Origin of the sequence: Pseudoalteromonas sp. 0303, from assembly GCF_013349995.1 — a bacterium.
Lineage (GTDB): Bacteria > Pseudomonadota > Gammaproteobacteria > Enterobacterales > Alteromonadaceae > Pseudoalteromonas.
Window position 1 is genome coordinate 1 of the sequence record NZ_JABVXF010000017.1, and the last position, 22,615, is coordinate 22,615.

At 40.6% G+C, this 22,615-nt stretch carries 14 protein-coding genes; 5 read left to right on the forward strand and 9 right to left on the reverse strand.

Annotated elements, in window-relative coordinates:
• Positions 1-158 precede the first annotated feature (158 nt).
• Positions 159-839: a M48 family metallopeptidase gene (locus HUS62_RS12245; protein WP_175079735.1), complete on the reverse strand. Its 681-nt coding sequence runs from the start codon at positions 837-839 to the stop codon at positions 159-161.
• A 102-nt stretch (positions 840-941) separates the two neighbouring features.
• Between HUS62_RS12245 and HUS62_RS12250 the strand changes: the two genes are divergently transcribed.
• On the forward strand, positions 942-1,922 hold the full coding sequence (locus tag HUS62_RS12250; protein WP_054564024.1) for an ion channel: 981 nt from the start codon (positions 942-944) through the stop codon (positions 1,920-1,922).
• 18 nt (positions 1,923-1,940) lie between these two features.
• On the opposite strand, the gene HUS62_RS12255 is transcribed toward HUS62_RS12250, so the two are convergent.
• Positions 1,941-2,252 (reverse strand): GGDEF domain-containing protein, encoded by a 312-nt coding sequence (locus HUS62_RS12255; protein ID WP_175079736.1) that lies wholly within the window; start codon positions 2,250-2,252, stop codon positions 1,941-1,943.
• Positions 2,253-2,525: 273 nt separating this feature from the next.
• On the opposite strand from HUS62_RS12255, the gene HUS62_RS12260 reads away from it, so the two are divergent.
• Positions 2,526-5,855, forward strand: a complete 3,330-nt coding sequence (locus HUS62_RS12260) for an MHYT domain-containing protein (protein ID WP_175079737.1) — start codon at positions 2,526-2,528, stop codon at positions 5,853-5,855.
• Positions 5,852-6,841 (forward strand): two-component system response regulator, encoded by a 990-nt coding sequence (locus tag HUS62_RS12265; protein WP_175079738.1) that lies wholly within the window; start codon positions 5,852-5,854, stop codon positions 6,839-6,841. Before HUS62_RS12260 ends, HUS62_RS12265 begins: the two co-directional genes overlap by 4 nt.
• Positions 6,842-6,873: 32 nt before the next feature.
• Here HUS62_RS12265 and HUS62_RS12270 read toward each other — a convergent pair whose 3' ends face one another.
• The 3 genes from HUS62_RS12270 to HUS62_RS12280 all read right to left on the reverse strand — a co-directional run bounded on the left by HUS62_RS12270 (position 6,874) and on the right by HUS62_RS12280 (position 14,043).
• Positions 6,874-8,187 (reverse strand): DUF3472 domain-containing protein, encoded by a 1,314-nt coding sequence (locus tag HUS62_RS12270; protein ID WP_175079739.1) that lies wholly within the window; start codon positions 8,185-8,187, stop codon positions 6,874-6,876.
• Positions 8,188-8,247: 60 nt separating this feature from the next.
• Complete coding sequence (locus HUS62_RS12275; RefSeq protein WP_175079740.1) at positions 8,248-11,124, reverse strand: discoidin domain-containing protein; 2,877 nt, start codon at positions 11,122-11,124, stop codon at positions 8,248-8,250.
• Positions 11,125-11,196: 72 nt separating this feature from the next.
• Positions 11,197-14,043: a TonB-dependent receptor gene (locus HUS62_RS12280; RefSeq protein ID WP_175079741.1), complete on the reverse strand. Its 2,847-nt coding sequence runs from the start codon at positions 14,041-14,043 to the stop codon at positions 11,197-11,199.
• 462 nt (positions 14,044-14,505) lie between these two features.
• On the opposite strand from HUS62_RS12280, the gene HUS62_RS12285 reads away from it, so the two are divergent.
• Positions 14,506-17,604, forward strand: coding sequence for a glycoside hydrolase family 2 TIM barrel-domain containing protein (locus HUS62_RS12285; protein WP_175079742.1), 3,099 nt, complete (start codon positions 14,506-14,508; stop codon positions 17,602-17,604).
• A gap of 49 nt (positions 17,605-17,653) precedes the next feature.
• Here the strand turns inward: HUS62_RS12285 and HUS62_RS12290 are convergent, their stop codons facing one another.
• From HUS62_RS12290 to HUS62_RS12300, 3 genes are all read right to left on the reverse strand, one after another.
• Positions 17,654-19,648, reverse strand: a complete 1,995-nt coding sequence (locus HUS62_RS12290) for a DUF3472 domain-containing protein (RefSeq protein ID WP_175079743.1) — start codon at positions 19,646-19,648, stop codon at positions 17,654-17,656.
• Positions 19,649-19,950: 302 nt separating this feature from the next.
• Positions 19,951-20,352: a VOC family protein gene (locus tag HUS62_RS12295; RefSeq protein WP_175079744.1), complete on the reverse strand. Its 402-nt coding sequence runs from the start codon at positions 20,350-20,352 to the stop codon at positions 19,951-19,953.
• Complete coding sequence (locus tag HUS62_RS12300) at positions 20,345-20,992, reverse strand: HD domain-containing protein (RefSeq protein WP_175079745.1); 648 nt, start codon at positions 20,990-20,992, stop codon at positions 20,345-20,347. Before HUS62_RS12300 ends, HUS62_RS12295 begins: the two co-directional genes overlap by 8 nt.
• 135 nt (positions 20,993-21,127) lie before the next feature.
• Here HUS62_RS12300 and HUS62_RS12305 point away from each other — a divergent pair, with 135 nt between their 5' ends.
• Complete coding sequence (locus tag HUS62_RS12305; RefSeq protein ID WP_175079746.1) at positions 21,128-22,318, forward strand: class I SAM-dependent methyltransferase; 1,191 nt, start codon at positions 21,128-21,130, stop codon at positions 22,316-22,318.
• Here HUS62_RS12305 and HUS62_RS12310 read toward each other — a convergent pair.
• Positions 22,315-22,611, reverse strand: coding sequence for a PilZ domain-containing protein (locus HUS62_RS12310; protein WP_054564030.1), 297 nt, complete (start codon positions 22,609-22,611; stop codon positions 22,315-22,317). The two genes, HUS62_RS12305 and HUS62_RS12310, sit on opposite strands and share 4 nt — an antisense overlap.
• Between the last annotated feature and the right edge of the window lie 4 nt (positions 22,612-22,615).

The following is a 22,615-nucleotide window of genomic DNA, read 5'->3' on the forward strand; positions in this document are numbered from 1 at the left end:
CCGAGCGGCCAAAGGGATCAGACTGTAAATCTGACGGCTCAGCCTTCGCTGGTTCGAATCCAGCTCCCTCCACCACTCTTTACTCTTTCTAACTTTACTCTTTCTAACTTTACTCTTTCTAACTTTACTCTTTCTAACTTTACTCTCGCTAACTTAAGCTACCAACTCAAACTACTTCCATTTGCTTTTAACCATTGCTCGGCTTTTTTATAATTTGGATAATACTGGTTCACACGTTGCCAGAACTTAGCGCTATGGTTCATATGTAAAAGATGCGCAAGCTCATGTACAACCACATAATCAATCACCCAGGTTGGCGCACTTGCTAAATGTAAGTTAAAAGTCAGCTCGCGGCGTTTATTACAACTGCCCCAACGACGTTTATAATGTTGAATTTTAAGCTTTGTAGGGAGCGATTCAGACATCTGTACACAATAATCATGAACACGCATTTCGATATAGCTCTCAAGCTTTTCATGTAAAAACTGCTCCAGCAAAGCGAGGTAGTTAGCTTCTTGATGTTTGACACGTGATGATATTGATAAGGTAAGCTGAGACTGTGCATCTTGTTGCCACATGCTTTTCGGGCCTTTAGCGAATACTATCGGCACGTTTTGCCCAAACAACTTAATAGTGGCGTTTACTAGTGGTAGTTGACGGCGCTCAGCATGAATGGATTGTTTGGCTATTTGTTCAGCGACCCAACCTTGCTTAGTCTTTAACCAGGCATCAATCTCAGTTTGTGAAACATAAAAAGGCGCATAAACGGTCAATTTCTGCTCGGCAACTTTAATTGCCACTGTGGTTCTGCGTTTACTGCGCTTTAGGGTGTAATCCAACAAAGGTCAGCCAATTCGATTAATAAAAATAAGAGATTCCATTTTACCCTGCTAAATAGCTGCTAATCTATAAAGATGACTCACAAATAAGTTTTCACCTTTATGCCTGACAAACCATGTTGTAGTTATACCTCACCAACAGGTAACAAGTGCCAAGAAACAGATATGGGCTCTGGATTTTGCTTTTGGCATGATAGTAAATTTGATAAATCAGGGCTAGATCTAACCCAAAAATTAGAGCGCTATGCAAAAAAAGGTGGCTTATTAGAAGGCCTGCAATTGCAAAGAGCGAACCTTTCAGGACTTAACTTAATAAAGCAGGATGACGAAGAAGGTTATGATCTCTCCTATTGTAATTTTTATCGTGCGAATTTAACGGGCGCTCACCTATTTAATAATAAAATAGCCAATGCTTCATTAATGAAAGCTAATTTACATAGCGCGAGTTTGCATTACTGTGATTTAAAAAATACCAACTTACTAGGTATAAAGCTCAACGACAGCAGAATTGATAATATCGAATTGGGTGACCAATTATTACAAGAAGCGGCCGCATTTAAAGCACGCAAAAATAAACAGCATGATGAAGCACGTGACTTATTTGAGCAATCTGAAGAAATATATCGCAATTTAAGAAAAGCCTCTGAACATCAAGGGCTTTTTGAGCTCGCCGGCAACTTCACCTACAAAGAATTAAGAATGCGTCATGCGCAATACCGAAAAGGCTCAACCAAGCAAATTACTTCCAGCTTTATAGATATGCTCTGTGGTTATGGCGAAAAGCCCGAAAATGTCATTCGCTTTAGTCTGTCACTCATTATTTGCTGTGCATTTTGTTATTTCTTATTCGGGGTAAGTTATCAAGATTCTGTGATGCAACTGAGCTTTGAAAACTCATTTCAAAGCAATTTGTCGGCATTGTTGAATAGTTTTTACTTCAGCGTGGTGACTTTTACAACCCTTGGCTATGGCGACATTACGCCAATAGGTTTTTCGAGGTTAATCGCAGCCATAGAAGCATTTTGTGGTAGCTTTTCGCTTGCTTTATTCGTCGTTGTTTTTGTAAAGCGTATGACTCGCTAACGCATAATGTATGAACCCTTATGCTCTTTTGCCTGATACATTTTTTTTGTCGGCTCGATTAATTAACTCTTCAGCATCTACCGTGCTATCAGGTGGCGCTGCAATAAGACCAAAACTTAGATGAAGCTCAGGGTATTGTTGTTCGAATGCAGCTATAAGCTTTCCACAAATAGTAAAGGCGCTATCTAACTTGCAATCAGGTAAGATGATACAAAATTCATCGCCGCCATAACGGCACGGTATATCAGTCTCACGAATATTTTCAAGTAAGTATTGGCCTATATATTTAAGGACTTCGTCGCCTTTTAAATGCCCTTGTGTATCATTCACTGACTGATTCTATAATGGGCTTGTAGTTTAATAATGATGAGAGACTATTTGAGGTCAGCCCTAATAAGCTCATTCTGTGATGGATTTCTACATCATTAATTCACATTTGTTCAACTAAAGTTTGCTCGGTTCTTCTCATCTACCCACCTCAAACCACTCCTTTTTAATTAAATATAGCCAAGGTTTTAAATCCTATGTACTTAAGCGATAGGTTTTTTTAAATTACTAAAATTTGTATTAGACTACTGTTATAAGCCATCTCAAAAAAGTATTATGCTCGCGAAATTTTTCATTACCAGTCAAGACCCAAACTTAATTGTGAGTGGCGTTTACGATCCAAGCTTAGTTGCTCTTTCTATTGCTACGGCTATTTTTGCTGCTTATTTTTCACTTCATATCATTGATTTAGCAAACAGAACTCACTTTAATTCATACCGTAAATTAGGCAGCGCAACAGGTGCCTTGGTGATGTCAGGTGGGATTTGGAGTATGCATTTTATCGGCATGCTGGCTTTCTCTTTATGCACCAACGTTGATTACGACCCAACTCTAACATTTATTTCATTTATTCCTGCATTTTTAGCCTGTTATACCACTTTTTCATTTTTGAAAAGTAAAGACGTAAAGCAAATACCAACAGCAATAAAACTACTCATTGGCTCTGTATTACTTGGCTCTGGCATTGGTGCGATGCACTATTCGGGCATGGCAGCCATGCAAATGAGCCCTCTTCTTCGCTACGACCCTGCTTGGTTTACAGCATCTATTGTGGTCGCTGTTGCATTATCTTTTGTCGGCTTATATGCGCGCTTACACCTAGGTGAGCACTTTAAAAAACTCACTGTATTACAAACCCGCATCATTTGCGCCATTATCTTTGGCTTTGCTGTGGCTGGTATGCACTATATGGGAATGGCTGCCACTCGCTTTGTTGCAACCTCACCTTTGTTATCTGAAAACGTTCAAACCTCACAACTCACTTTTATCGACATTAGCGTTTCATTTGCCACCGTATTATTAACCGCTCTGGTTGGGATTATTAATGGCATGGTGCGTTTTCGATTATTACTGGCAGAAAAATCAGCAGAAGAGTCGCGCTTAGATGCCATTTTAGGCACTGCAATAGATGGCATCGTAACAATTAATATTCATGGCATTATTCTCAGCTTTAATAAATCCGCAGAAACTATTTTTGGTTGGCGCCAAGACGAAGTACTGGGTAAAAACGTAAAACTATTAATGAACGACGATATAGCCGCGCAACATGATAGTTACCTAGCTGACAGTAGCAGGCATAAAGTTAAAAAAGTGATCGGCGTTAACCGTAATGTATTTGCAAAACATAAAGATGGTCATTTATTTCCGATTCGGTTAGGTCTTGGTGAAGTGAAACAGCCTAACGCAGAAGCATTGTTTGTTGGCTTTATAACCGATTTAACTGAGCAACGTGCACTGCAGCAAAGTCTCGAAGAAAAAGAAAAGCAATATCGTACCTTAATGAACAATACTCCCGGCGTTGTATTTCGTTGTTTGCTAGATGAGCACTGGACAATGAAATTTATAAGCCCCAGTGTTGCTGACTTAACTGGTTACAGACCTGAAGAGTTTACCGATGGCACAGTTACATTTGCTCAAATCATTAATAAAGATGATGTAGTGCATATTGGTGAAGTGATTGACAAAGCAATCGTAGAAAAAAACCAATATGCGGTTGAGTACCGTATTCGCCATCGAAATGGAAACGTTGTGTGGGTTTTAGACCAAGGAATAATTAATGAAAGTAGTGCTTCTGAACAAAAGTGGATTGATGGTGTACTGATCGATATCACCGCTCGTCACGAATATGAAGAATCGCTCAAAAAAGCGAAACAAGAAGCTGAAGCTGCAGCACAAGCAAAACAATCATTTATGGCAAATATGAGCCATGAAATACGCACGCCAATGAATGCCATAATCGGCTTTAGCGACATATTAATGGATAGCCCACTCAGTAAAGAGCAACAAAAGCATATTATAACCGTGAATAAATCGGCTCGTTCACTGCTGCATTTGCTCAATGAAGTGCTTGATTCTGCAAAGTTAGAAAAAGGTAAACTCGATATTCAGGCTGAGCACTTTAACTTACAAGCGCTACTCGACAACATAGTATCGACCTTTTGGCTCGAGGCGAAGCGCAATGATATTATGCTTAATTTGATCATAGCTGAAAATGTTGCAACTATTTATATTGGTGATGAATCTCGAATTCGCCAAGTAATGAATAACTTAATTGGCAATGCTATTAAATTTACCGAGCAAGGATCTGTCACAATTACGGTGAGTCAAACTCAAAATAAACAATTGTTTTTCGAAGTACAAGACAGCGGGATAGGCATAGCCAAGCACCGCTTAGATGCTATTTTTCAGCCATTTGAGCAAGCTGACGGTACCATGACACGCCGTTTCGGAGGCACAGGCCTTGGCACCACTATTAGTAAGCAGCTTGTTGAGCTAATGGGCGGCTCAATTGGTGCTATCAGTGAAGAAGGTAAAGGCAGCTGCTTTTACTTTACCCTACCATTACAAGAAGGTGACATCAGCCAAGTCGATACCTTACCTGGCAATCAATTAAACTTACCAAAACTTCGCATATTAGTGGTTGATGACATTGAACAGAATGTTGAACTATTGAACATTTTATTATCGCAAGCTGGGCACACCATCAGTACAGCTCAAAACGGCATTGAGGCCATTGCTGCATTCAAACAGCAAGATTTTGATGTAATTTTAATGGATATTCATATGCCTGAATGTGACGGCATTACGGCCTCTAAAGAAATCCGTGAAATTGAAAAAGTCAGATGCTTAAAAGTCACTCCTATCATCGCGTTGACGGCAAGTGTTTTACAGCAAGATAAAATTACCACTAAACAAGCCGGTATGAATGGCTTTGCAAATAAACCCGTTGACATTAACCAGCTGAACCATGAAATTGCGAAAGTGCTTGGTTTAGAAGTAAATAAAGTCACTAGTAATAAAAGCGATGATGAGAAAAAACACATCAACTACGACAAAGGTGTTTTGATGTGGGGCACTAAAGATAAGTTAAATACGGAAATTGGCTTATTCCTTAGTAATCATCAACAGAGTATTCTACGACTGAAGGATCAGACTCTCAGTGAAGACGAACAAAAAGCAATTTTACATACTCTTAAAGGAGTCGCGGGTAATTTAGCTCTAGCAAAATTATTATACTTGTTATCAAACGCTGAGAAAGATCGTGAAAAGGAAAGCTTCCCTACACTCATTGCCGAGTGCGAACAGGAATGGCAAACGCTGATTGCATTGCTTGCAGAACAGCCGCAGCCTAGTTCACTACAGCAACCCATACACGAAACGTCGCTGGGCGCATTTATTAGCCAAATTGAGGCACTGCAAGCGCAAGCTGAGCATGCAGAAATAGACGATGATTTATTAAGCCTGGTGCAATCCCAAGCACCGGCAACCTACCAAGATCAGGTTGTTGAAATTTGTGCACATTTTGAAAACTTTGACTTTGATGCAGCAAGCACTGCTTTATCAGCTTTAAAGCACACTCTCCAAGCTGCTAAGGAACACGTATGACGCAAATATCAGAACGTGCAAGAATTTTGGTCGTCGATGATGAACCAGCCAATTTAAAAGTGATCCGTGAAGTACTCGCAAACGATTATCGCTTATCGTTTGCAAAATCTGGCGAGCTTGCTCTTCAGCTTATTGAGAATGAACCTCCTAAGTTGATTTTACTCGATATTATGATGCCAGATATGAGCGGTTTCGAAGTCTGTAAAGTGTTAAAAGCAAACCCTAAAACCGCTCATATTCCTGTTATCTTTGTTACCGCACTTTCCCATGAACAGGATGAGTCCGAAGGGTTTGCTCTAGGTGCAGTCGATTATATTACCAAACCAATTAGCCCTGCGATTGTCAGAGCACGGGTTAAAAATCATTTATCTTTAGTACAAGCTGAACAACTGCAATTAGCCCATATTGATTTAATACAACGTTTAGGCCGCGCTGCAGAATATAAAGACACCGACACCGGTGAGCACATTGCAAGAATGAGCCGTTACAGTAAAGTACTCGCCCTTGCCTATGGCATGAGCGAGTACGAGGCCGAACAGCTTAAACAGGCAGCGCCTATGCATGATGTTGGTAAGATAGGCATTCCTGATTCAGTACTATTAAAACCTGGGCGCTTAAACGAAAACGAATACGAGCATATGAAACAACATGCCTTAATAGGTGCGAAAATTTTAGAGAACTCAACTTCGCCGCTATTACAACTGGCTCATAAGCTTGCCCTTGAACACCATGAAAAATGGGATGGTACGGGTTATCCGTATGGCCTGAAAGGCGAAGAAATAAGTATTGAAGGGCGTATCGTGACAATTGCAGATGTGTTTGATGCTTTAACCTCAAAACGCCCTTATAAAAAAGCCTGGACGGTTGAAGAAGCCCTCGACTTATTGAAAGACGAAGCTGGTAAGCATTTTGACCCGCAACTAGTTGATTTATTTATCGGCCAAATAGATAGCATCATAGAAATCAAAAATACATTTACTCGATAAATAGAGCCTCCTCTCTGGAGGCTCTATTATTACTAAGGTAAAGACTTAAGATCTATCTTAGGAATGTGCATAGGGCTTCTTTCAAGCTCGCTGCCATATGGAGTGGGAGCGGAAAAAAAGCCTGTATTTTTTAGGTAAAACCCTTTCTCTGTAGTACCACCTTGATAGTCAAAACGCGCTTCTTTTTTGGCTGTAGCATCGTAAGTAAACTTAGCTTGGGTCACTTCTTGCCATTCCCCTCGCTCAGGTTTAGCCCATTGGTTTGTATAAATTGCACGGCGTTCAAATTGCCCAGCCCCAGGTATGAAGTTTTCTAAAAATGAATAGGCGCCTTGATGATATGTACTCGTCTTTGGACGCCTGAAACTTGCAATTAATTGCCACTTTTCAACCATAGGATCATAAAAGTATGCTGTAAAATCAGTACTTTCAGTTCCTTCAACTGGCCTAATATGAGTTAAAAAGCCATATCGTGTGTCAGCTTTCCAATCGTATCGCATATAGCTTTGTCCGCCAGATCCTTCATTGCCAAATTTACCTACATGCACATTTTTACCATGCTTTAAGGTCTGTATTCGATACTCGGGTGGGATTAATGAAGGATCATCTGTTGAAAATGGACTCCAAATTGAGAACAACACTCTGCGCTCATTATCAGAGTTTACTTGTATACCAAAATAGCCCCCATCAAAACCATTCGCCATGTAATACGAGCCTATCGCATCGGCTCCTTTTGGCACTTCTATTTCGCTATAAAACCACGGGTAATTCATATTTTGAGTAGGCAACTGGTATTGAAGGTGAACCGAAGGGCCGCGACGTCCCCAGTAAAAGTCATCTTTGACATAACTAACTTTACCTAAAACCACTTCGCCGCCGATTTTAACCTCACTTATGGCTGGTAAAAGCATTTCTGCTTGCTCTAACCCCGTGATAGTTAACTTTTGATAACCTAATTTATCAAGGTTAAACGTTCCTATTGGCACCGTCATTGGCTGATTATTTGTAACTGTTATGATTTTACTTTGACCTGCAATAGATACTTCTATAGCTGCAGGTTTATCTTTGACGAAGGTTTGCAATGAGACATTTAACTCACCTGTTTTAGATGTGTAAAAATAAGTGCTTAAACTGCCTTGTTCCGCAAACCAGCGGGTCACACCACGCTTATCTATCAACTTATCTGACAGCTCAATATTATTATCAATCCAACTATTTCCTGCCACTGGAATACTGATCGTTGTTTCTATATTCTTATCTTCTAACTGTAGCTGCTGATTGCCACATGCGACCAAGGAGGTCAAAAAAAGCGATAAAACAGCTGTTTTTATTCTGTGATTGTTCATTTTCTTTCCCACAAAAAAAGCACTATTCGTTATAACGAATAGTGCTCCTCTTAAAACAGTTTATGGATTTACACGAATAGAGAACTCTGCCGCAGATGCCCAAGCACCACCACCTTGCTCCTCAAGTGCAACAAATTTAACGTAACGCCCATTTGTCGCTGGAAGAATGGCTGATTTTACATCACCATTCGAAGCCCATTCACCTTGTGCAACAGGCTCACCAAATTCAGTTGCTGTCTCACTTACGTACACTTCATATTTAACAACAGTACCATTACCGCCACCTGGACGAGGCGTGTAGTCAAATTGAGCAACCTCATAAGACTGCCCTAAGTCAATAACAACGTCGTGTGGGTAAGTGACAGAACTGTCACTCCATGATGTGTGCCAGTGCGTGTCAATATCACCATCGAATGCAAGCTCAAGTTCATTTCCAACCTCAGCTGCAGAACTTGATGTTGCAGAAACTGTGCTCATGTCAATTGCCTGAGTTAAATTAACTCCCACATTTAATTCTCTTGCTGCCGCCCAAGGATTTCCTCCACGCTCTGCGAGTGCAACAAACTTAACAAAACGTCCAGTTACATCATTAAACGTAACCGTTTTAACATCGCCATTATCAGCAAAGCTGCCACTTGATACAGGTTCGTCAGCAAAAGCCTGCTCGTCTTCGCTTACATATAACTCATACTGCACCACTGTGCCATTACCGCCACCATCTCGTGGCGCATAATCAAAACGGTTTACAGCATAGTTTTCACCTAAGTCAATGACCACCTCATGTGGGTATACAACGGATGTATCATCCCAATTGGTATGCCAATGCGTGTTATCTTGACCATCAAAAGCAAGCGCCAACTCATTGCCTGGTTGTGCAGGAGATGTTGAAGAGTAGCTAAATGTCGTATTATCTAAAAGCGTACTATTTACTTCGACTGCTTCAGTAACAGGCTCTTCGACAGGTTCACCTTCATCACCTGTGCCTGAGCCATCAATAGGTTCATATACGTTGCCATCATCAATGCCTACTCGCAGTTCAGCAGCTGAAGCCCATGCACCACCACCACGCTCTTCTAAAGCGATAAATTTAACAAATCGACCTGTTACTGGGCCAAAGACTTCTAATTTCAAGTTAGTGTTATCAGCCCAGGTACCTGAATGAACCTTTTCACCATAATCAACTGACGACTCTGAAACATAAATTTCAAAGCTGACAATCGTTCCGTTGCGTCCGCCGTCTTGGCGTGGCGTGTATTCAAAGCGATTTACATCAACTGTTTCGCCTAAATCGATAACAACTTCATGAGGATACTCTTGCATATCATCACCCCAAGAGGTGTGCCACATGGTTGAATCATCGCCATCAAAGGCATATTTTAAGTCATTACCCGGTTGTGCAGGTGTGTTGCCCGTGACTACAAAATTAGCACTATTTAGCATGCCATTTTCTTCGCCATCATGTGTAGCAGTTAAACTCAAACCCTCAACATCAGAGCGTGCAACAACGAGGATTGTATAAGGCGTCTCTTTACGAACATTTACAGCAACGATACAAGTTTCATTGCTCGTGCCACCATAGCCGATACCTTCTGCATTATCAGGGTTAGCAGCTTCTTTTGCAGTGACATAAATATCTGCATCACCAGCATTACCACTTAGTTCTACGGTTAGTTTATTTGCAGAATCTATAGCCATGACCTCATACAGACGCGTTTCTCCTTTACTCATTGCGTCAATTGTCATAGCTTCACCACTAATTAAAGGCTCTGATTCAGTATCAAAATATACTGTATCATCATTATTTGTAAGTCCAGCCGCTACAGTGCCTGTATAACTAGTAACTTTGCCAAGAATGTTTTCAAGTTGTAACTCAACGACAGCATCTGTTGCAATCGCGCTGAAACTTGCTTCACGCACTGATAAATCTTGCCCGCTACTAACCACCTCACCATTGACGATAACCGTGTATTTATACATAGGCGTAGATGTTGCCGGAATTGTCCAACGAATACTTTGAGTATCAATAGAGTCAATCGTTGCTGCCAAAGGGCTATTTTGCGGTGAGAAAGAAGAATAAGGACGAGATAATACATCTGCTGCTTCAATTTCATCAGGAGAAATACTGCCGCCAGAGCTCATCCGATAATATTCACTCGTTGATGTCGCATCATAGCTTTCATTGTATGCTGCAGTTGCTTCCTCTTGAATGACATTAAAATCTGCTTTAGTAAACCCTGCCCAAGAACCATCCAACTGACGTTTATGACCAGCGGTAAATAATGCAGTGCGGGTTTGATCGCCCGTCCCCAGCCAATCCTCTACAAACGAGCCTGTATTGCTATTAAAGTAGACATTTTCAACTGGGTAATCCATGGTGACTATATGTGTCCAAATACCCGTTTCTTTATCCATTGACCAATAGCCAAATTGCGTATGGCCATCTTTTTGCCAAACTTTAGCCACCAGCGTATACCAATGATCAGGCTGCCATCCAAGTTCAAAATTCCATGATTTTAACCCTGTACCTTCGCCACCAAAGTTTTCTACTTTAGTACCTGCACCTTGATATGGTGCAGTGATAGGTTCACCATTTGAAGGGTCCCACAAAGAAAATATAAAATTACGGCCATCGGGATGATCTTGTATGCCAGCATAACCGCCCCCTTCCATACCTGCGTTCCAATTTAGAACCGAATAGTATGTATATGGTGTTAAACCTTTTGCCGGGATATACACATCTTGCATGATTATGTCCCCAGCCGCGTTATCATTAAAGCGCAACCATACTGAAGGGGCTCGATCAATCGATCCTGGGGTTGCAACAACTTGCTTTCCTGTAGATCCAACTGAGCCTTCAGGCTCTTCGGTCCCGCAACCGAACAGTGTTGCTGTTATTACCGCAATACTGAGCACAGATAATTTATTTGTTAAGCTCATAAATTTACTCACTTATATTTATTCTTTTTAAATTAGGCAATACAACTATTACCGTGAATTTATCTACTGCTATTAAAACCTGACATTAACCCCAAAGGTAAATAGGCGCCCAGCGCTATCAAGTTTATGAACCTGATCAGAGCGAGAGATATAATGCCAGCCACGTTCATTGGTTAAGTTATTACCTGAAACATTTAAATTGATTGATTCAGTAATATCGTAACTAGCACTGAAGTCTAACTGGCCATAGTCTGCAACCCACTGCGGGCCGCCCCACGCATCTGCATTTGCAACATATTCATCGCGCCAGTTATAGGCAAAACGTAATTGAAACTCATCCGTCTCGTAGTACACGACTGCGTTATAAGAATGCTCGGACATTCCTTGATAAGGAAGGCCAAGGCTTCTAAAGTCGTATTCAGGATGATCTTGAGGAACCTGATCATACCCTGAGTCAACATAGGTGTAGTTAAGTTGCACCCCTAAATTATTAAATGGCGCTGGTAGTAATTCCGTAAAGGCATGCTGATACGCAATCTCATAACCTTCAATGGTACCTCCACCGTCACCATTGATAGATGACTGTACTTTGAAGGTTTCTCCATTGATATCTATTGATCCATTTTCACCATTTATGACAAATGACTCGATATCTTTATAAAAATAAACAGCAGTGAGTGCACCATTCTCAGAAAAATACCACTCAAGAGCTAAATCTGCTTGATTAGCACGAAGCGGTTCGAGTCCAGGATTTGAGGCGTGATATTCCATTTTATTGAAGTTGATGTAACTCCAAGCCTTGAGTGATTGGATACTTGGGCGAGTAATTGCTTTTGAAGCTGTTGTTCTAAGTAATAAAGTATCTGTTAAATTTAGTTTTAGATTTAAACTTGGTAATACATCCGTATACGTATCCTCAAATTCCACAATATCTTGATAATCTTCAACTTTACCTTCGTAGCTTGGATTACCTTGTTTATCAGGAACAAATACAACTTTGTCTAAATTAAGTGAATAACCTTGGCTACCTACAGTTGTTTCAATAGCCCGAACACCTAAATTTAAAGCATAAGGAAAGCCAAAAACTTTGTCTTCTATATTCACGGATGCGTAAATTGCATTGGTTTGCTCATTTACTTCATATGAGTCTTTAGGGCGCGGAAGCGCTTTAATTAACTGATTAGCAGCTTCCGGACTAATAGATTCATAAAATGCGAATAACTCATCGTAGTCAAAACGAGGCCACGGACTAGGGTGCTGACCGGGTTCACCTTTAAAGAAGTTCTCAAAGTCACCATCAATTAACACACTTTCAGGGAGTCTAAATAGGTCAAAGCCGTTAATATTTTCAACTGATGAGTAATCTACGCTGAAGTGATCATAACGTTCAGAATCAAGTTGCGCTCCAGCATTACTAAATGCACTGGCATTTTCTGACGAATTAACATTTGTAGTCTTCGTTTGATCACCAATATTTAAACCAAAATCGATTGATTTGATCCAATCAACATTTGGCATCCACTGTGCGTCAATACGAAGTTCATTTACGACATCTTTAACACCTGTTCCACTGTTATAGCTGTAGTGGGCGCCAAAAGGAGAGTTCGCAGTTAGGTTAGGAGAAATTGATACATCAGGTAAAAGGTTATTACCTGATTTATCCAGCATAATTTCATCAACAAAACCACGTGCTACAATGTATCTATTGTGACCATCATTTTTATTTTCTGAACTCGAGTGCGCAACATCAAATGCAACACTAAAGTTATCAGCAACAAACCATTTTGCATTCACACCAACTTGATACGTTTCGGTAACTCGAGGCGACGATACATTAAGTATTTCAGCCATCGCTCCAGTACCAAATAAAGTCATTTTATTAACTAAACCCTCATCATTAAAACCAACATCTTTAACGCCAGGTATGCCTTCGGTCCAACTTTCATCATATGTAACAAACGAAATTTGCGACTCTGTTGCATCCGTTTTATATGATGAATAAATGCTATCAAAATTCATTTCAAAGTCAGAGTTCGGGATCCATTGTAATGCTAAACTTCCGCCAATACGCTCACGAGTATCTTCTTGGTTACCATAACGCATATAGCCAGGTATGATTGAGCCCCACTCGTTATCAACTAACGGATCAAATGCCCCATCACCATTCACATCTTGGCGAACCGTAATATCTGACTCCGTTGTTTCATTCCAAAAGCCTTCACCTTCATAACTGTCGATCCTTAAAGTTCGCTCAGAATAAACTGCAGTGAAAAGGGCACCAAATGTGTCGTCGAAAAACGTGTCGCTTAATAGAAATGAAGCTTGAGGTGTTACATCTTCGGTTCGATCTTCGTAAATACCTTTTATAGAACCTGATGCCGTGAAGCCATCAAAATCCATCGGTCTTCGTGTTTTGATATTAATAACAGATCCAATTCCCCCTTCTTGAGTGTGTGCAACGGGAGACTTATATACTTCAACGCCACCTAACAGCTCAGCTGCAATCAAGTCGTAATTAAAGTCACGGCTACTATGCTCTGAAGCCATACGTCGGCCATTTATGGTTGTAATGTTATAGTCCCCACCTAAACCACGCACTGTGACATTTTGCCCTTCTCCGGCATTACGCGTAATCGTAATACCCGAAATGCGTTGTAATGCTTCGGCTACGTTTTGGTCAGGAAACTTACCGATATCTTCAGCAACAATTGCATCAACAACCTGTATTGAGTTTTGCTTAATAAATAAAGATTCTTTCAAACTGTTACGAATACCGCGAACTTCAATTACCTCAACAGCATCATCGTCAGTCTCTTTTAGTTGTGGGTCTTGCTCATTTGCCGCTAATGCGACTGCTGAGGAGGTCGAAAGTATCGAACCTATGAGCAAGCTTAGGTACTTCTTATTGTAATTTACCATTGCACTTCTCCGAATTAGTTATTCCATGAAAGAACATCTGTAGATGTATAACAATTAATTTACACCTTTCGAAAGAAAAAAATCAATAGAAAACACAATAAAACTTTCATTTTATTTTAATTAAATGGTCGCATTTTTATCGCTAGATAAAAAACTAGTTAAAAATCAACGATCAATCAATATGGAACTAAAGGGAAAATATTTGGGCTTAAATCGAAAGTATTCGAAAAAGGAACTACGTAAGTAAGGTACTTCACTAGAAGCAGGATAAGCGTAAAGTAACAAAATTGAATCTATTATCAGCCAAAGCAGCCATTTTTGACTGACAAGAGTTGGACTTTCAACTTCAACATGATTCTTTTTAATTTTTACAAATAAAACAATAAAGCATATTTGAAATATTTTGAAAGACTGATAATCTAATTTGAAATATTATGAAACAAAATTCAGGTAAATCAATTTATGATTAACTTAATAAATAACCGTGTTAGTTTAATCAAACGAATGTTAATCGTCTGTCTTTGGTCTAACTGTGCCTTTGCAGCACTTAGCAATGATTGGGAAAATCCAAAAGTTGTCGGAATAAATAAATTACCCGCTAGGGCAAGCTTTTTTCCCTTCACCGTTACAAATTTACAAGCGCCAGATCAAGCGCAAAACTATTTGAATTTAAATGGTATCTGGCGTTTTCATTTATCTAAGAACCCCGCATCAAGATTGAAAGACTTTGAGAGCCCTACTTTTAATGATAGTGATTGGTCAACAATTAAAGTGCCAGGAAATTGGGAGTTGCAAGGTTATGATCGTGCTATATACGTTAACCACCCCTACGCTTTTGCGAAAAACCCGCCTTTTATTCAACAGCACGACAACCCAATTGGCCATTACCGTAGAACATTTAATTTAGATGAGCTGTGGACTGATAAGCGAGTAATTATACATTTTGGCGCCGTTAAATCAGCGTTCTACCTTTGGGTAAATGGACATAAGATAGGCTATAGCCAAGGAAGTAAAACCGCTGCAGAATTTGATATTTCTGATTATGTAAAGTCAGGGTCAAATACACTGGCAGTTCAAGTGTTTCGCTGGAGCGATGGTAGTTATTTAGAGGCTCAAGATTTTTGGCGGATCTCCGGGATCCAGCGTGATGTATACCTGTACTATACACCTAAAGATTATATTGAAGATGTGTTTGTAAATGCCGGCTTAGTTAATAACTACAAAGATGGAAATCTAAACCTTGCTGTTGATTTAAGCCCATCAAATAAAGAGCAGACACTGCAAATTCAGCTCAAAAATCCTAACCATGAAATCATTTTCGAAACCCAGCAAACTTTAGCCAAAAAAGAGCTCAGCCAAACAGTTCAATTCAACAAACAATTTAAAAATATAAAAGCCTGGTCTGCTGAATCGCCCACTCTTTACGAATTAAGCATATCACTTTTTGATAATAAGAAGCTGTTAAGTCAATACGTTAAGAAAAAGATTGGCTTTAGAACCTCAGAAATTAAAAATGGCCAACTGCTTATTAACGGCCAAGCTATTTTGATCAAAGGGGTCAACCGGCATGAGCATGACCCTATTACAGGGCATGCCGTTTCCCGAGAAAGCATGGAATTGGATATAAAACTATTCAAGCAATTCAATATTAATGCCGTGAGACTCGCTCACTACCCTAACGATCCTTACTGGTACGAATTATGCGATAAATACGGCATTTATGTGGTTGATGAAGCCAATATTGAATCACATGGCATGTATTATAATTTGGCAAAGGGCCACACATTAGGAAATAACCCCGACTGGAAAAAAGCCCATCTTGCACGAATTTCGGCCATGGTCGAACGTTCAAAAAATCATCCTTCAGTAATTATTTGGTCACTTGGCAATGAAGCTGGTAATGGCTACAATTTTTATCATGGTTATGATTGGGTAAGATCTCGCGACCCATCTCGTCCTATCCAGTACGAACGCGCTGTTTTTGAATGGAATACCGATCTCTATGTACCTCAATACCCTACTCCGCAATATCTAAAAGAGTATGCAGAGTCAAACCCTGAGCGCAGTATGATCATGAGTGAGTATGCGCATGCTATGGGCAATAGTGTGGGTAACTTTGCTGACTTTTGGCATCAAATACGTAAGTACGACAAGTTACAAGGTGGCTTTATCTGGGACTGGGTTGATCAAGGTATACAAACCACCAGCTCTGAGGGCAAAACTTTCTATGCTTACGGTGGGGATTTTGGTGTTCCAGGCACTCCTTCAGATGGTAATTTTCTTCTAAATGGTATTGTTTTACCTGATCGCACACCGGAGCCTGCTCTTCATGAAATTAAAAAAGTTCATCAATCTGTTTTGTTTTCTTTCAATGACAAAGAGCTAACTGTATTTAATGAAAACTTTTTCAAAAACCTCAACCATTACCGTTTAAATTGGCAATTGATGAGCAATGGTAAGGTGTTTAAAGAAGGCCGCATCAATAAACTTGAAATACCACCACAGCAATCCGCTAACTTCACGCTTAACTATTCAATTCCAAAAGAAATCAATGATGAAGTATTTTTGAATATAAGTGTGGTGACGCGGCTTAATGAGCCACTAATAGGAAAAAGTTTTGAAATCGCAAAAGAGCAATTTTTAGTACAAAAAGTACGTGCGAAAGAACAACAAACTGATTTAAGAAAACTCAATGTTTATCGAACCGTTACCGATAGCGAGATTATTGGTAATAACTTTGTAGTAAGATTTAATCACGCGCGAGCAGAGTTAACAGGCTATCGCTTTAACGAGGTTGAATTAATTAAAACACCTGCCAGAGCCAACTTTTGGCGCGCTCCTACTGATAATGACTTCGGCGGAAATTGGCAAGATAAGCTAAGGGTTTGGAAATACGCCTCAGAGCGTCAACAGCGTACAAAATTCTCTTTAGTAGAAGCTGAAAACAAAGTTGTTGTTACCACTGAGTTTGATGTGCCAGATGTTTCTGGAAAATTAAATATTATTTATATCATCACAGCTGATGGCAAAGTAAAGGTCGATTACAAATTCAGTTCATCTATGCAAGACATGCCTATGCTCCCTCGCGTCGGTATGAATTTGGAATTATTTGCCGAGCTTAACAATATTACCTACTTTGGCCGGGGACCACAGGAAAATTATCGTGATCGACATACCGCAGCACATGTTGGTTTATATCACTCTAAAGTGTCACAGCAATATCATCCTTACATCAGACCGCAAGAAAGTGGCTATAAAACGCAAGTACGCTGGCTTCACTTGACCAATCAGCAAGGTATAGGATTAAGAATTACTGGTGCACCTCATTTTGGTATGAGTGCTTTACACTACAGGATCAGTGATCTAGACCCCGGCATGCGACGAAGCCAAACACATTCCGGTGAACTTCAGCCTCGTCCACTCGTATCACTGAATATTGATTATGGGCAAATGGGTGTTGGCGGCGTTAACAGTTGGCATACAACAGCACTGCCAGAATACACGCTGACAGCTTCAGAGTATGAATATAGCTTTACTCTGCAAGGAGTTAACATTAATTAAAATGTTGGATAAGGGCTCTTTTGAGCCCTTATCTCTTATATGGTATCAATTACTTATAAACAGCAATCTCTGCTGCACTTGCCCAAATGCGACCATTAATTTCACTTTGTGCGACTAAACGAATATACCGTGCAGTAACAGGTGCAAACTGTGTTTGCTTGATTTGTGTATTCGCAGCCCATGTACCAACAGCGATGGGTGAGCCAAAGTTGATACCATCGTCACTCACATACACCTCATAGTCTGCAATAGTGCCGTTTACGCCAATGGTTCTTGGTAGATAGGTGATTTTTGAAAAGCTTTGCGGGTTACCTAAGTCTATATCAACCGAGTGAGGGTACTCAGGCACTGTGCTGCCAGACCAATTCGTGTGCCAAATGGTGGCTGGATTATTATCAAAGGCGTAGATAATTTCTTCGCCAAGCTCTGCCTGCGAGTCGCTACTCACAACAAAGCTCGAACTATCAAGTTTTCCAGTGTGATATAGCTCAATCTCTGCCGCACTTGCCCATATATTCGCGTTTACTTCTGACAAGCCAACCAATTTTATAAAGCGCGTTTGCGTATTATTAAGTGCAACCACTTTGCCTTGTTTGCTGGCATCCCAAGTACCCGTAGCAACTAATTCATCATAGATTACACCATCATGACTTACATACACTTCATAGTCTGCAATTGATCCATTTTCGCCCACAGCGCGTGGCGTATAATGAAGCTCTGATAACTCATAGTGTTTACCAAGATCAATGATGACATCGTGAGGGTAACTAGGCACTTGTGGAGTTGACCAACTGGTGTGCCACAGCGTGGTTTTGTCTCCATCAAATGCGTTTGCCAATTCATGATAAGGCTCTGATTGCGAGTTAGAACTTACCGTCAATGTGGCGCTGTCGATCAGGTAGTGTTGTGCTGACGTATTATCAATCGTGACAGTCGCTGAGTGCGAAACTGTTCGACCGAAAATATCTTCGAGGGTAATGATAACGTTGTCATTTTCACTCGCAATAATATCTACTTGGCGCTTTTCTGGCTGGCTTGCTGATGCAACGAGTACGTTGTTTATCATCACAGAATAGCTAAATTGAGGTGTGCTCGTTTGCGGCACTTGCCAACTTACGCTTCGCGTAGTGGCATCAGTGATGGTGAACTCAATATTAGGTTGATTGGGGGTATCCGCTACATTGTTTCTTGTTAACGGAAAAAGTGAATTTCTCCCGCAAAACGCTGTCAAGTTACCATATGCATCCGTACAGGTTTGATTGCTAATACTTAACGTAGGTGAGGTTGTCCCGCCAGTTGTCATAGTAAAATAACTTGGGTTTGCGCTTGCATCATAGTTATTGTCGTAATTACGTTTTGGTTGGTGTTGGACAACACTAAAATTTGCAGAATCAAAGCCAATCCAGCTACCATTTTCGAGCTTTTTATGGCCATTTTTGAGCCTCACAGTTCTCGCGTTTTCGCCGCTATACCACCAATCTTCAACAAATGACCCTGTTGTCGTTTCAAAACGTACATCAGCTACAGGGTAATCCATGGTCACCAAGTGCGACCATTCTCCAGCAGCCTGATCATGCACCCAATAGCCGAAATGAGTATGTGAACCTACCGGCCATGCCTTTGCCACTAAGGTATACCATTGGTTAGCTTGCCACCCTAAATCAAAGTTCCATGTTTTTAGCCCTGTACCCTCACCGCCAAAATTTTCAGATTCAGTACCATGACCAAGATAGCGGGCTACAATTGGCTTTGAAGAGCTGCGCGGATCCCATATGGAAAATATGTAATTGCGGCCATCAGGGTGATCTTGTATGCCAGCATAGCCCCCACCTTCCATGCCCGCATTCCAGTTAAGCACTGAATAATAGGTGTACTTAGTAAGTCCATTGCTAGGCACATACACATCCTGCATGATCGTGTTACCGCGACCTACATCATTAAAGTTAAACCAAATCGACGCGGCCCTGTCTTCAACCGTATTAGCCAGGACACTCCAACTACTCAACATACCGACTACTGCCAATTTTATTGTCATTTTTCTCATGCTAGCTCCTGTAAGTGATAAAAGTTTATTTCTAGATTCTGTGGACTTATCCTTTAGTAGCAATAAAGAACCAAAAAATATAAACCACCAAGTAATTAAGGTTCAAAAACGAAAGAATCGCAAATAAAAAACATAAAATGAAAAACATCGAATTAAAATGAAATTAATTGAAAGTCAATAACAACATAGGAATGAGTGAAAACGCCGTATGAAGGATAGTGAAAAATGTATTTCTTGATTTTTATAAGGCGAAGTGGCATGAAGGTTAAAATACACTATGAAAAGTGCATTTATTAATACCTTTAGGTAAGAGCTGATTTTATAGCTTCATAATCATGGGAGGTTATTTCATGGCTGTTTCCAACACAATCTTTGAAATACATTGAATAAGTAACACCGTGGTCAGCAACAAATGTTTTAATATCAAACTGAGCGAGATGCTCAAGCCATGCTAAAAACTGTTCTGCATTTGCGCCAAAGGCAATACCTTTGCTTCTACCGTCTGCTTCAAAGAGTGCTAAACGAATTGTCTTTGCTTGGTCTTCTAAAGTTAAAGGCCCTTTTCCTTCATCCCAAAAAGCAAGCTCTGGTACAACATTAAAGCCAAGTACTTGCTGATACCACTTTAGAGCAGCCGCTAAATCATCAACATTTAAGTGGCAATGATCAACACCACGTAAAGATGGAATAGCCATGTTACTCACCAATTTCGGTTTTTAACTGCTCTAAAAATTCGAGCATGTAAGCTGTACGTCTTTCGGCTTCATCTTTTGCTGATGGCGTGTTCATACTCTCGCTAATGTGCAACAACTTAATGAAAAAATGATCGAGGGTGTATTTTGTATCGTCAGGTTCGCGGTTTAAGCAAAATGGGTCGTCTTTATGATACAAGTAGCGACCAATTGAGCCCCCTACTTTCATACAGCGACTCACACCAATTGCACCTAATGCATCCATTCGATCTGCATCCTGCACAATTTGCGCTTCGACACTTTGGACTTTGATATTGGCACTAAAGCTATGTGCCGCAATAGCATGATGAATAGCACTAAAATACTGCTCAGGATAATTAATTGAAGCTAAAAAGCTTAACGCCTTATCTGCAGCCATGGTCGATGCTTTTGCCCTGTCTGGGTGGTTTTTAGCAACCGCAACACAATCATGTAACCAAGCTGCGGGTAACACCACAGCCATTTCTGCCTGCTCGGCAATACATAATTGTTTTGCAACCCTCACTACTCGCTCAATATGACTAATATCGTGTGCGACATCGGCATGGAGTAAAGACAAAATAAAGTCTCGACACTGAGTTTCTAAAGCTGCAAAGTCTATTTCTGGCTGCATATACTGGCTATCACCATTAACTGATTGAAATTATGCTTACTTTAGCGTGCTTACTGGATTTGTTCAAAACATTCATTGTATGTTTGCCAGTGCTTCATTAAACTATGCCCCCTTTTGTTTGACGCGAGAATCCCTATGTCATCTGCTATTTACCTGCAAGCTGGACGAGAAAAATCATTAAAAAGAAAACACCCTTGGGTGTTCTCTAAAGCCATTAAAAAAGTAAAAGGTAAGCCAGGACTAGGTGACACTGTCACTATCTATGACAATGACGGTAAGTTTTTAGCGATTGCAGCTTACAGCCCGCAATCGCAAATTCGTGCTCGCGTATGGAGCTTCGATCAAAACGAAATCATTGACCAAGCATTTTTTGAAAAACGTTTGCGCCGTGCCTATGCTGCGCGCGAACAGGTGATCAGCGAAGGCGGCTTAACAGGTTTTCGTTTAAGTGCTGCTGAGTCTGACTACTTGCCAGGCATCACTATCGATAAATTTGATAATGTACTGGTGTGCCAACTGCTTAGTGCCGGTGCAGAGCGCCATAAAGGTGAAATTGTTGCTGCACTTATGGCCATTTTCCCAGGCTGCGATATTTATGAACGTTCGGACGTTGATGTTCGTACAAAAGAAGGCCTTGAGCCAATCAAGGGCCTACTTTGGGGTAAAGAACCAACAGAGCCAGTCATCATTGAAGAAAATGGCTTAAAACTCGAAGTAGACATTCTTGAAGGCCACAAAACTGGCTTTTACTTAGATCAACGTGATAGCCGTGCAGCTCTTGAGCGCTTCGTTAAAGGCAAAACAGTATTAAACTGCTTTAGCTACACAGGTACTTTCTCGCTTTATGCTTTGCGTGGCGGTTGTAAGCACGTTACTAACGTCGATGTGTCACAGCCAGCACTTGATACCGCTAAGCGTAACGTTGAGCATAACAACCTTGATTTATCTAAAGTTGATTTCGTGAAACAAGATGTCTTTAAGTTATTGCGCCAATACCGTGATGAAGGTGTGCAATTTGATACTATCGTTATGGATCCACCAAAATTTGCTGACAACAAAGCGCAACTAACCGGTGCATGTCGTGGTTATAAAGATATTAATATGATTGCGATGCAAATCTTAAAACCAGGTGGAACCTTACTCACTTTCTCGTGCTCTGGGTTAATGGAACAAAATTTATTTCAAAAAGTGGTTGCGGATGCTGCCCTTGATGCAGGTAAAGACTTGTTGATCATGGAACGATTAAACCAAGCTGCCGACCACCCAATTGCTGGCAGCTACCCAGAAGGCTTTTATCTTAAAGGCCTGATCTGTAAGGTTTACTAGTTAAAACTTACAATTTCTAAACCGGCACTCAAGGAGCCATCTTGCTCCTTGGTTGCTCGAATCACACGGGCTGTCGCATCAAATGAAGTAATCGCCGTGCTAGTCGAGGCAATTAACACCCGATACAGACTGCCTATTTCTAAAACTTCATCAAGGTGAATTGCCAGCCCTGTTGCACTTAAATCAGTGCACATAGCCTGAATTTCTTCACCATTAACAACATCTAATGGGATCAGTTTTGCAGGGGTATGAATTTGCATGCGGCGAAAGTCGCGTTTCTCCTCATGAAACATATGG